Genomic DNA, 12,653 nt, shown 5'->3' with positions numbered 1-12,653 from the left:
TGAGCACACTACATACACCATTATAATCGAAATATGTCAAATAACATAGAAAAAAATGTTAGTCTACCTTATTTACTACAATTCCCCATATGACAAAACTCCATCCAGCTATAAGTGACACACCGCCAATTGGTGTAATTGCTCCAAGTATCGTCACTCCCGTTAAAGCCATTATGTACAAACTACCACTGAAAATAATGATCCCAATGACAATTAACATTGCCCCGGTAGCTAGCTTTTTATAATCTTTTACAACTGTAGATGCGAGTGCAATAAGCATTAATCCTAAAGCACCATACATTTGATAACGAACACCTGTCTCAAAATTTTGCAGCATCCGTTCAGACACAATCTCCTTTAATCCATGTGCGCCAAATGCCCCCAATGCTATAGCAATTGCTGCAAATATTGCCCCAATTAAAAAGTACTTTCTAAACATTATCATCATCCTGTTCATTTTTATTGTATAATAGTAAAAACTAGTTTAAAGCTTATGCTTTCGATGCTACTTTTTATTTACGAGAAGTTTCGTCAACAGAAGAAAATAAAAAAAGTTTAAGGAGTTTGTTATGGAAGAGAATAACCAATCAAAATCTAGCCCCTCTCCGAGTAATGACAATCAACCCTCACAATCATCTGAGAAAACTTCGGAGCAAGTAACACCGTCACAAGGGAAGTCGTTCAAAGCATTTGGAACGTTCAATCCGAACCTTTCACAAGAGCTTCAGCATGCTGGGGCACAAAATGCTGCTCCTACAGCGTATGCAACTGGTGATCAACCACAGTATTCACAAACATATGATCCAGCCGCTGGAAATAATGCTTCTGGGCAGTATAATCATTCGCAGTATCCGAATGGAGCGCCACCATCAGGTCCCATTCAACCTTTGAAGCATTCTGGTCTTGGTATTACGAGCTTTATCTTCTCATTAGTTTCAATACTCGTAATCGTTATCGGGCTTATCGTTATGTTCTCTGGTATATCATCATTAAGCATAACAGATCTTGAACTAATGAGTGATCCAACCTATATCGAAAAACTAATTTTGAATAGTGATGGTGGTTTCCCTCCATCCTTTGTCGGGATCATTGTTGGTGTATTGCTAATGTTCAGTTCAGGATTCTTCGGCTTCATTGGACTAATCTTTGGAGTTATTAGTTTATTTATGAAAAACCGCCGTAAAATTTTCGGTATTTTAGGTACAATTTTCAATGGTCTATTAGTAGTCGGTGGATTTATATTTTTCGTCTTTTCAATCGTTGTATCAGGTTTATAAGTAGCAATGGTATCGTTAGACTCATCTACTCTCCTTGTGAGAGATTGATGAGTCTTTCTTTATTTCACTATAAATCTAGTCTGAGAATGTCCGTCGCGATTTTTCGATACTTCTAAACATGCAGGTAATGCATCCTTCAATTCCTGAACATGTGAAATGACTCCAATCATTCGACCTGCTCGCTGTAAATCAATTAAGGTAGCAATCGCTTTCTGCAAAGACTCCTCATCTAATGAACCGAATCCTTCATCGATAAACATCATTTCAATCGAAACTCCACCTTGATGAGATTGAATAACATCGGTCATTCCTAAAGCAAGACATAATGCAGCATTGAACTTCTCTCCACCAGATAATGTTTTGACATCACGATTTTGACCCGTATAGGCATCGTACACATCAAGCCCAAGCCCACTTTGCTTGCCGTGTGTTTCTAGTCGATCACTACGCCTAAGTTCGAACTGCCCATTGGATAGCGCAGCTAGTCGGATATTCGCCATCTCGATAATTTGTTCTAAATAATCAATAAGAATATATCGTTCGAAAGATAGCTTCAGCGGGTTATCGCCTTTCATTGTCGTATATAGATCAGCAGTAATCGCCAACGACTGTTCAAGCTCCTGTAATTGTCCATTATTACTTTGCAGCTTAATGATATATTGCTTAATTTCATGTAAATAGTGGACAGTTTGACTTTCCATTGTAATGAGTACTTCAAATTGCTGCTGTAGCTGTTCTAGCTTCGCTTGTAATGGAATACAGTCGACAATTTGCTTGCCTGCAATCGTTTGCTCTAGCCACTCTAATTGCGTAGCGAGTCTAGTAAGCTGATCACGATATGCCGTATAGGATGACGTCATTTGTTCTAGCTCATCTCTCGATAGCTTTGCAGCACTATATTGATCCTGGCTAGCGAAGCCCGCTTCCACTAATTGCTGCTTGAATTCCGCATCACTAATAGTTAGCTCTTGCTCGTCGCCGGCTAAGCTTTGCATAGTATGCTCCACTTGAGCGGTAGCTGCTGCCATTAGCCGTTCTACTTCAGCCTTTTCCTCTACTACCAGCTTCCACTCATTCTCAAGTGTTGCGAGTAATTGCTGCTTTTCTACTAATTGCATCTGTAAGCTACTAACGTTTCGCAGATCTACCGGCACACGCAATTCTAACTGCTCAAGCTTTGTACTTAGCGTCGCCTTATGTACAGCAGCTTGCTGAAGTTTATCTTGATATTGAACTCTCTGTTGCTCCTTGCGCTCAAGCTCCTGTTCTAATAGCTGCAATTGCTGCTTCTGCTGCTCTGCAAGTTCTAGCTTACTTCGTAATTGATCATGTTGCTCTTTGAGTTGCTTCCAGCTTACACGCAGTTGCTGCTGCTCATTCTCTAATCTTTGTTGCAGTTGTAATTCAACCGGCGCATCACCCTTCAGCAATGCCTTCAGCTCCTGCTGCAAGGAAGATTCCAAACCAGTTAGTTGCTGCTCTAATAGCTCATACTTTGCAGAGCGCTGAGCCTGCCATAATAATAGCTCTTGCTCACGCTTCAAATGATTCGCTTTATATACGTCGATTTGAGCTCGAGTTGGCATCTCCACTAATGGTTTCGCTTTATGCGGATGATCCCCACTACCACATACTGGGCAAGGAAGACCATCGTGAAGATGACGAGCAAGCTCGCTAGCTTGACCTTCAATCCATAATTGCTCCTGCTGCTGTAGCTCCTGTAAAGCTAGTTGTGCATATTCACGAATCGCTATTTTTTTTCCTTCCAGCTGCTGTAATTCGTTAGTATATTCCAGCATTTTACTTACTATTTTGCCTTGTTGCTCAACTTCACTCATCGCAGACTGCAACTGAAGTGAGTGCTGCCCATAATCATCAACATTTTGCAATAATTTCTGTAATTGAAGCCGTTGCTCTTTCCCTTGAAGAACAAACACATCTAGCTCTTGAAGTACTTGGCTGCTCCGCTCTTCAACCTGCTGCGCCTCGACTAGTTGCTGCTGAGATTGACCATATTGCTGTACAATCGGTAATAGCTGCTGCAATTCATGTAGCTCTAATTCTACTTGTTTTCTTACCTGCTGTTTTTGTTCCTGCTTTGCATAACGCAGCTGCACACTTGCTGCCCGCTGCTCTACCTCGACTAGCTGCTTCTTTTGCTGCACACATTGTAATTGACGCTCTTGAAGTTGCTTGCAAGCTCGCTCATAACGCGCTTCATATGCCGATACAAATAATGCTTGCTCGCCACGTCGAATTTTTATTTGAACTGCCTCATAATGCGTCTGCTGCTCAAGCAAACTAAGCTGCTCCTGCTGCTTCTGCATATGTTCATGTAGCTTACTGTTTGTTTGTTCAGCTTCTTGCAGCTCGCGTCTTGCTCCAGAAAGATGCTCAGCTTGGATAATCTTCTGCGCTTCCAGACGTTGCTGCTCAGCCTCGTAATAGACTTGCTCATCTAGCAATCCTTCTAGCACTTGAAACACATTACGTTGCTCCTGAGCGAATGTAGCTGCTAGCATGGAGTCTTCGCGTAATGGCAGTTGCTCAGCAATATGCAAGATCGTATTGATCTGTGATCCTTGCTGCTGCCGATATTGCTCCTGCATCGCCTTATATTGATTACCAACAATTTGTTCAAGCTGATCGAATCTTTCCGTACGGAATATTTTCCGCAATATGTCTTCCTTGTTATCCGTACTAGATGTTAATAATTTACGAAATTCTCCTTGCGGCAACATTACAATTTGACTAAATTGATCCTTCGTTAGTCCCATAATGTTAGCAAGCTTCATATCGACATCACGTATAATGAAACGGTCGACAGCTGGTACTTCTCCTTGAGCCGTTACTTCATATAGCTCAATCTTTTCCCCGGTCTCGCCTTTATTGTTACCTTTGCGATGTTTCATTTGCCGTAATACGCGATATTGCTTATCCTTAACCATAAAGCGTAGCTCTACTGATGTATGAACTGCCTCATCGGCAAATTGACTACGCAGCATCCGTATCTCCGCACGATCCTCGCCACTTGCAGTGCCATACAGCGCAAAACAGATCGCATCGAATATCGTTGTTTTCCCCGCTCCAGTATTGCCGGATATTACGAAGAGGCGATGATCCTGCAATTCTAGAAAATCAATAACCTCACGTTCACGGTAAGGTCCGAATGCCGTTAATATTAATTCTAATGGTCTCATTCGTTATTGCTCACTCCCCTGCATCATCTGTTCATACGCCTGGGCAAATCGTTCCCGCTTCTCGGCAGCTAACTCTGTACCTCTCACCTCTTCATAGAAGGCTGCAAATAGCTCCAAAGGCTTCAGCTCTTGTTTCATAACGCTAGTCGCCCGTTCTTGATTGTCCTCGGAATTACGGCGCTGGGAGGCAATTCGATCGACATGCATCGCATTCGGATACACAGCTCGAATTTTTTCCATCTGAAACAGTACGGGATTTTCATCCGTTAATGTCACATAGACGTAATCATCATTAATCGAATGCCGTTCAATATCAGCAATAGCTCCAACAACACGGCGCATATTTCGTCTTGGTTCAAGTAATGTTTTCTCAGTCGTAACCTCTTGACCAGCTAGATTAACGACGATATAACCTTTATAGTGATTCTCCTCAGAGATCGAATATTTCAACAGCGATCCAGCATATCGAATATGCGGGGTACCAACATGATGTGCTTGATGCAAATGCCCAAGCGCGACATAATCAAAATCCTGTAATAGCTGTGCGTTTACATATTCCGCACCACCAATTGCTAAAGGACGCTCCGAGTCGCTTGTATTATGCTCTTGTTCACCATAAGGCGTAACAAAGGCATGTCCAATAAGTATATGTCTTGCAGTTGGGTCCCAATTGCTTTTAATATGACTTACGATTGCTGCCATCGCATCATTATGCGAACGAATGGATTCATCACCGATTAGATAACGAATAATGGCAGGATCAGCATACGGAATAAGATAGAAATGTACTTCCCCGTATTCATCGTGCATAATAATTGGCTCTATCGGGTAACGTAGTTGTCCACTCATATACAATCCGTTACGCTCCATTAATTTTACAGCAAAATCAATACGGTCAGGACTATCATGATTACCTGCGATCGCAAGTACAGGAATTTTCAGTTTCAGTACTAGCTGTTCCAATATATCATTCAGTAGATCTACTGCCTCAGTCGGAGGAACTGCTCGATCGTATAGGTCACCTGCAATAATAACGACGTCAGGCCGCTGTTCTTCCACTTCCTTAACAAATTGATCAAGCACATACGCTTGATCCTCCGTCATATAAACACCTTGTACTATTTTGCCGAGATGCCAGTCTGCTGTATGAAAAATTTTCAATGCCGTCATCCTTTCATACATTTTATTCTAATAATTTTTCCTAGCTCTAGTGTACCATCATGTGCTTATCTCATACTAGTAGATCGTGATGTTCTATGCTCAATTCCGTGTCGATATTTAGAACACTTTATGTTAACTTTTTAGAGTATAAAGAAAGTTCTAACCATAGAGAAAAAACTATTTACATGCTATGATTTCATAGTGGACTAACTTATGTCATACGCGTTCCAGATGTTTACTTATTAGTTTTAGAACTTTTGAACATGTATTCATGTACTAAATTACTTTTTTCGTTAAAGGAGCTAGACACATATGAGTTTACAAATAAAATTTAACAATGATTGGTATTTTACGAAACAGCCACTACATACTAATTTAGAAACAGTCGTTGCTGGTGGATTCGCTTGGATGCCGGTAACTATTCCTCATGATTGGCTAATCTATGATTCGAATAATTTATATGAAAATGGTGAAGGCTGGTATCGCAAAACGCTACACTTAAAAGAGCTTGACTCACATTCGATAACATCACTTTACTTTGAAGGCGTCTACATGGACTCCACTTTATTTGTCAACGGACGAGAGGTTGGCACATGGAAAAACGGCTATTCTAGCTTTGAGCTTGATATTACACAATACTTAATCGTTGGCGACAATGAAATCTATGTTCAAGTCATTCATCAATCACCCAACTCTCGCTGGTATTCAGGCGCAGGTATTTATCGTAATGTATGGCTGAAATCGTATCCGAAAAACCATATCGTATCCGAAGGAATCTATATTACTACTGAGCAAAGTGGAACTGTCTGGACAGTCGCTATTGATGCTGAGTTTACGTTCTCTGAGCAACTTGATACCACAGCTACATATAAAGTTCGTCATCAAATTATTGATGCTGCCAATGCGATCATTGCTGAGCAAGAAATTGTTATTGCTGCTGAAGCTAGCCAGACGATAACGGTTAATTGCAATATGTCTGTAAGCGAGCCAAAACTATGGGATGTGATCTCCCCTAATCTGTATCGACTTCAAACCGAGCTGCTTGTTAATGGCGCTAGCACGGACTTAGAAACACAAAACTTCGGATTCCGCAAAATAGAATTTGATCGTGATAAAGGTTTCTTCCTTAATGATCGTCATGTGAAATTATATGGCGTATGTCAGCATCATGATCTTGGTAGTCTAGGTGCTGCAGTCAATAAAACTGCACTGCGTCGCCAAATTACGCTATTGCAGGAAATGGGCGTTAACGCCATTCGTACCGCTCATAATATGCCTGCTGTCGAGCTAATGGAATTAGCCGATGAAATGGGTGTTCTTATCGTATCTGAAGCATTCGATATGTGGGAGCGACCGAAAAATCCTTATGATTATGCGAGATTCTATCAAGAGTGGTGGCAAAAGGACATCGCTAGCTGGGTTCGTCGAGATCGTAATCGTCCAAGCATGCTGATGTGGAGTATTGGTAATGAGATCTACGATACACATGCTAATGTACGCGGTCAGGAGCTTACTCAGGAGCTATTAGATGAGGTACTGCTTCATGATCCCCGGAAAAATGCTGTCGTAACGATTGGATCGAACTATATGCCTTGGGAAAATGCTCAGAAATGTGCGGATATCGTGACATTTGCTGGCTATAACTATGCAGAGAAATATTACGACCGTCACCATGAAGAACATCCTGATTGGATCATTTATGGAAGCGAAACAGCTTCGACCGTGCAAAGTAGAGGCATTTATCACTTCCCGCTAGCACAGTCTGTCTTAGCTGATGATGATGAGCAATGCTCAGCACTTGGCAATAGCTCGACTAGCTGGGGAGCCAAAAACACGGAATATTGTATTACAGCAGATCGTGATGCAACATTCTCATTAGGTCAATTTATATGGACAGGCTTTGACTATATCGGTGAGCCTACTCCTTACCATACGAAAAACTCTTACTTTGGACAGCTAGATACTGCTGGCTTCAAAAAGGATTCATATTACATTTACCAAGCGGAATGGACCAACTATAAAGTAAGTCCGATGGTTCATATATTCCCGTATTGGGATTTCTCAGAAGGTCAATTAATCGATGTCCGTGTTTGCTCTAATGCACCGAAAATCGAGCTGTTTTTCAATGATGTATCGCAAGGCGTATACGATATCGATCATCTGCATGGTGTACAGCTATTAGGTGAATGGCAAATTCCTTATACGAAAGGTATTTTGAAAGCTATTGCTTACGATGAACAAGGCAACATTATTGCGACTGATAGTCAAGCTTCATTCGGAGATGCAACAGCACTTGTGCAAACTGCTGATAAGGAAACTTTACAAGCGGATGGCTCAGATCTCATCTTTGTCGAAATTTCCGCGACCGATGAGCATGGTCAGCCAGTTGCGAATGCAAATAATCGCGTTCATGTTACCGTTGAAGGTGCTGGAAGACTTGTTGGCTTAGATAACGGCGATAGCACAGATTATGATAGCTACAAAGGTACGAATCGTCTTATGTTCAGTGGTAAGCTACTTGCTATTATTGCTAGTACACTAGAGCCTGGTGAGATTAAAGTTCGTGCTGAAGCTAATAGCTTGCCGAGCAATGAGCTGACATTGTTAGCTGTCGCACCTGAACAGACAAGCGATACTGAGGAACATTCTTCACTTTATTCCTATGCTCCTCAGCAGCAGGCCGATCATACTGTAGTAGACGTTGCTTCAGATAATATTCCTGTTCGAAAAATCGAGATTATTTGTCCACAAGGTAATCAGCTTAATGCAGAGAAGCAATCCGTTCCTGTTCAAGTGAAAATCCATCCGAGCAACGCTACGCATCAAGACGTTCAATGGAGAATTACGAACGTAGCCGGTGTAGATGCTAATATGGCAACACTTGAAACGAATGGTCATCAAGCTGTTATTACCGCTCTAGGTGATGGTGAACTTTATATTCGCTGTGGAACGATGAATGGTTCGGAGTCGATTAAACATTATTCGCTTATGGAGTTCAGTATCTCCGGATTGGGTCAAGCTTTTATTAACCCATATGATTTCGTTTCTGCAGGCTATCACAATGAACAAAGCTCTAATCTAACGAATGGTAATGAGCGTGGAGTCGCTACAGCTCGTGAAGGCGAAAGTATTATTTTCTTCGATAAAATTGATTTTGGTAGCTATGGCACTAATGAAGTGACATTGCCTGTGTTCTCGTTGGATGGTGAACCATTCACGATGGATCTATGGGAAGGCCATCCACATGAACCGCAATCAACATTGCTCGCAACTGTGCCTTATCATAAGGAAACGATTTGGAACGTCTATCAGCCAGAAACGTATCAGCTTGGCAAACGACTTACAGGCGTCACTTCATTTGCTATCGTGTTGAACCGTAAAATCCATTTGAAAGGATTACAGTTCACGAAAATTAATAAAGCTTTCGAACAGCTGTGTGCGCTAGATCATAATCATCTTTACGGTGACTCCTTCACAATTACAGAGCAGTCTATTGAAAATATTGGTAACAATGTATCGATTATTTTCGAGGATATGGACTTTGGCGAAGCGGGTACATCAAAGCTAACGATCTGTGGACATTCACCAATTGATAAAAATACAATTACTATTTTGTTCAGCGGTGACAATGGCGATAGTAAGCAGCTAGTAGAGTTCAGTTATTCAGACGACTATACGGTAAATGAGTATGAGCTAGAAGCAATTAAAGGCAAACAAACGGTAACCTTCGTCTTCTTGCCAGGTAGTCAGTTTGACTTAAGCTGGTTCAAATTCTCATAGTATTTATTGCAGACAAGAAACGGGGCAGTTCCATGTCATTAGCACAATGACGAGGAACTGCCCCTTCTTAATTAACTCCACTATTATTACTCAGCCTTCTTCTCTTCACTAATCCAATAATTAGAAAGATACCATATGCCATATGAATACTACTTCAATCGATCGCTCAGCAAGCTCAGGATTAGTAAGTTGTGCTAATTGCTATTGTCCTCTCCTCTGTAAATTCCAACATGAACATTTCATCATACATGCTTAAGCTTTGCATACAATGTATACATAGTAATGTGGATACAGAAATGAGGTGTATAACGATGCAACAGCAGCCCCTATTTATCGTATCTCGTGAGGATTGGTCCTTACATCGTAAAGGCTATAATGATCAAGCAAGACATCAGCAGCGTGTTAGAGAAGCGATTAAAAATAATTTACCTGATCTAGTATCTGATGAAAGCATCATCTTATCTGATGGTCGCCGCACCGTTAAAGTGCCTATTAAGAGCCTAGATGAAGCTCATTTCATCTATAATTACAACAAGAAGCAACATGTCGGGCAAGGTGATGGAGACTCTCAGGTTGGTGATGTACTTGGTGTAGATCCACAGCTTAGCAAAAAACCAGGTAAAGGACAGGACGCTGGAGACCAACCCGGCGAAGATGTATTTGATACTGAGATCAGTATTGATGAGCTAGAGGATATGCTGTTCGATGAGATGGAGCTCCCTAATTTGGAACAGAAGCAGAAGGATCAGATGCAAACAACCGAAATTGTGTTCCATGATATACGCAAGAAAGGGATTATGTCCAATATCGATAAGAAACGTACACTGCTCGAAAATTTACGTCGCAATGCTAATGAGGGTAAAGCAGGTATTGGCGGTATTTCACCAGATGATCTACGCTATAAGACATGGACAGAAATTGTAAAGCCCCAATCCAATGCCGTTATTTTTGCAATTCTTGATGTGTCCGGCAGTATGGGCGCTTTCGAGAAATTCTGTTCACGTTCCTATTTCTTCTGGATGAGTCGTTTTCTAAGACGTAAGTATGAGCATGTAGAGATTGTCTATATCGCTCATCATACGGAAGCGAAGGAAGTAACCGAAGAGGAATTTTTCACTCGTGGTGAAAGTGGCGGTACGATCTGCTCCTCAGCCTATCAACGTGTGCTTGATATTATTGAGCAACGTTATGCGCCTGCACAATGGAATATCTATCCTTTCCACTTCTCAGACGGTGATAATCTTACCTCAGACAATGAACGCTGTGTACGGTTAATTGAGAAGCTCATGGAAGTAAGTAATATGTTTGGCTACGGTGAGATTAATCAGTACAATCGGAATAGTACGCTAATGAGTGCATATAAACATATTTCAAATAAAAAGTTCAAATTTTCTGTCATTAAGGATAAAGGGGAAGTGTATAAGGCACTCACCCATTTCTTTGCCAAGCAGCCAACGACATAAGGAGCAAACTTTTTTATTCCAGACATTAAAGCCCCTCTATTCCATTAACGTGGACTAGAGGGGCTCCTTGTATCTTACCTATAAGTTTTTCATGCTAATCTATCCATTACTTCTTGAGGTAGTTCAAAAACCTGCTCTTTGAACCTAAACTTCTAGGGAAAAAAAATTTCTAACAATCTTTCAGCCATTAGCTGATCTAAGCTTTCAAATGTATATCCCTTTGCTCTTGCATCATCAATAATACGTGCTAGCGCTCCTGCATTATCACTTGATACGGAATGAATAAGCATAATACTACCAGGATGAATCTGCTTCATCACCTGTTGATAAGCATAATCAGCACCTCTTTGCTTATTCACTTCCCAATCCTTATAGGCAAGTGACCAAAAGGCACTTATATATCCTTCCTCATGGCTAATTGCTAGTACACGATCGTTAAATATGCCCCTTGGTGGCCGTAAGTAATTCATCATGGATTGACCTGTTAACTGAGCTACACCGTCTTTGACTTTTGCCAGCTCTTGTCTAATCTGATCGTTGCTCATCGTCGTCATATCAGGATGACTCCATGAATGGTTGCCAATAATATGTCCTTCCTTAGCCATTCGCCTAATAAGATCAGGTTGATCTTGAATATAATGACCCGTAACAAAAAACGCCGCTGGTACTTGTTTTTCCTTCAAGATATCGAGTATCGGTGTAGTAAAACCATTCTCGTATCCATTATCAAAGGTAAGGTATAGCGCCTTTTTCGATGTATTACCAAGAAATAAAGCGTTATTCTTCTCAATAATATGGGCAAAGCCTTCCTCTTGAATCGAAGGTAGCTTCTCATCAACACTTTTCTTAAATCCAAAATGATGCGTTTTATCTTGTTCAGCCGCAGACACCTTTTCAGACGAAAACTGTGCTGTTGCACTCAATAAGAGTACCAATAGCATAACTATTATCCTCATACTAGATTTCACGAACAATTCCTCCTATAGATTTTTTATTTCTATTCGATATATTGAGTTAAGTTACCCATTTCGGGTAATTTTCATACAATCATTATCATTCAAAGCAAAAGCAGAGCTTAACGAAAAACGAACGGACATACGATGCGCTAATTAGATAAATTAGCTACTATTTGGATGTTAGCGAACAGGAGAGGCGTTATTACCTCAAAAATCAGATCTTGATAAGTAATAAAAAAGCACAAAAAAACTCTCTAGCAAAATGCTAAAGAGTTGACTGTAATAAACTGGTCGGGATGACACGATTCGAACATGCGACCCCCTGGACCCAAACCAGGTGCTCTACCAAGCTGAGCTACATCCCGTAAATATGGAGCGGAAGACGGGAATCGAACCCGCGACCCTCGCCTTGGCAAGGCGATGCTCTACCGCTGAGCCACTTCCGCAAAAAAATGGTGCCGTCGAGAGGACTTGAACCCCCAACCTACTGATTACAAGTCAGTTGCTCTACCAGTTGAGCTACAACGGCTAATGGTGACCCGTAGGGGACTCGAACCCCTGTTACCTCCGTGAAAGGGAGGTGTCTTAACCACTTGACCAACGGGCCTTACTATGTAATACAAATCTAGCATTTTACCGCTATTCTTTCAAAACATGAATTATATTATTATGATATTTCATTTACTTTAATATCTTTGTAATATTTTCGATGTTTGCCAGAGTAAAAATGGCGGAGAAGGTGGGATTCGAACCCACGCACCACTTGCGCAGCCTAACCCCTTAGCAGAGGGTCCCCTTGAACCACTTGGGTACTTC

General features: G+C 41.2%; 7 protein-coding genes and 4 tRNA genes. 3 read left to right on the top strand and 8 right to left on the bottom strand.

Annotation, left to right across the window (positions count from 1 at the left end):
• Positions 1 to 58: 58 nt before the first annotated feature.
• Positions 59 to 439, bottom strand: coding sequence for a DUF423 domain-containing protein (locus tag AC1TO5_RS12360; RefSeq protein WP_482063128.1), 381 nt, complete (start codon positions 437 to 439; stop codon positions 59 to 61).
• Between the two features lie 130 nt (positions 440 to 569).
• Between AC1TO5_RS12360 and AC1TO5_RS12355 the strand changes: the two genes are divergently transcribed.
• On the top strand, positions 570 to 1,277 hold the full coding sequence (locus AC1TO5_RS12355; protein ID WP_482063127.1) for a tetraspanin family protein: 708 nt from the start codon (positions 570 to 572) through the stop codon (positions 1,275 to 1,277).
• 59 nt (positions 1,278 to 1,336) lie between these two features.
• Here AC1TO5_RS12355 and AC1TO5_RS12350 read toward each other — a convergent pair whose 3' ends face one another.
• Positions 1,337 to 4,477, bottom strand: coding sequence for an SbcC/MukB-like Walker B domain-containing protein (locus AC1TO5_RS12350; RefSeq protein WP_482063126.1), 3,141 nt, complete (start codon positions 4,475 to 4,477; stop codon positions 1,337 to 1,339).
• 3 nt (positions 4,478 to 4,480) lie between these two features.
• The gene (locus tag AC1TO5_RS12345) at positions 4,481 to 5,638 is read right to left on the bottom strand and encodes an exonuclease SbcCD subunit D (RefSeq protein ID WP_482063125.1); all 1,158 of its coding nucleotides are present in this window, start codon (positions 5,636 to 5,638) and stop codon (positions 4,481 to 4,483) included.
• A gap of 312 nt (positions 5,639 to 5,950) precedes the next feature.
• Between AC1TO5_RS12345 and AC1TO5_RS12340 the strand changes: the two genes are divergently transcribed.
• Together AC1TO5_RS12340 and yhbH are read left to right on the top strand one after the other, a co-directional pair.
• On the top strand, positions 5,951 to 9,418 hold the full coding sequence (locus AC1TO5_RS12340; protein ID WP_482063124.1) for a glycoside hydrolase family 2 TIM barrel-domain containing protein: 3,468 nt from the start codon (positions 5,951 to 5,953) through the stop codon (positions 9,416 to 9,418).
• A gap of 311 nt (positions 9,419 to 9,729) precedes the next feature.
• Positions 9,730 to 10,881: a sporulation protein YhbH gene (gene yhbH / locus AC1TO5_RS12335; protein WP_482063123.1), complete on the top strand. Its 1,152-nt coding sequence runs from the start codon at positions 9,730 to 9,732 to the stop codon at positions 10,879 to 10,881.
• Between the two features lie 152 nt (positions 10,882 to 11,033).
• Here the strand turns inward: yhbH and pdaA are convergent, their stop codons facing one another.
• The 5 genes from pdaA to AC1TO5_RS12310 form a co-directional block, all read right to left on the bottom strand.
• Complete coding sequence (gene pdaA / locus AC1TO5_RS12330) at positions 11,034 to 11,837, bottom strand: delta-lactam-biosynthetic de-N-acetylase (protein WP_482063638.1); 804 nt, start codon at positions 11,835 to 11,837, stop codon at positions 11,034 to 11,036.
• Positions 11,838 to 12,125: 288 nt separating this feature from the next.
• Positions 12,126 to 12,202, bottom strand: a tRNA-Pro gene (locus tag AC1TO5_RS12325).
• 6 nt (positions 12,203 to 12,208) lie between these two features.
• A tRNA-Gly gene (locus AC1TO5_RS12320) sits at positions 12,209 to 12,283 on the bottom strand.
• Between the two features lie 7 nt (positions 12,284 to 12,290).
• A tRNA-Thr gene (locus AC1TO5_RS12315) sits at positions 12,291 to 12,366 on the bottom strand.
• Positions 12,367 to 12,369: 3 nt separating this feature from the next.
• A tRNA-Glu gene (locus tag AC1TO5_RS12310) sits at positions 12,370 to 12,444 on the bottom strand.
• Positions 12,445 to 12,653: the final 209 nt, after the last annotated feature.

It is taken from the genome of Paenibacillus sp. Y930 (assembly GCF_056786375.1).
Note: the sequence above shows the minus strand (reverse complement) of the source record. Positions and strands in the feature narration are given on the sequence as shown.

Excerpts from the sequence above, each read along its gene's own strand:
- AC1TO5_RS12360 (WP_482063128.1), bottom strand. The coding sequence starts at position 439 with ATGTTTAGAAAGTACTTTTTAATTGGGGCAATATTTGCAGCAATTGCT.
- AC1TO5_RS12355 (WP_482063127.1), top strand. The coding sequence starts at position 570 with ATGGAAGAGAATAACCAATCAAAATCTAGCCCCTCTCCGAGTAATGAC.
- AC1TO5_RS12350 (WP_482063126.1), bottom strand. The coding sequence starts at position 4,477 with ATGAGACCATTAGAATTAATATTAACGGCATTCGGACCTTACCGTGAA.
- AC1TO5_RS12340 (WP_482063124.1), top strand. The coding sequence starts at position 5,951 with ATGAGTTTACAAATAAAATTTAACAATGATTGGTATTTTACGAAACAG.
- yhbH (WP_482063123.1), top strand. The coding sequence starts at position 9,730 with ATGCAACAGCAGCCCCTATTTATCGTATCTCGTGAGGATTGGTCCTTA.
- pdaA (WP_482063638.1), bottom strand. The coding sequence starts at position 11,837 with ATGAGGATAATAGTTATGCTATTGGTACTCTTATTGAGTGCAACAGCA.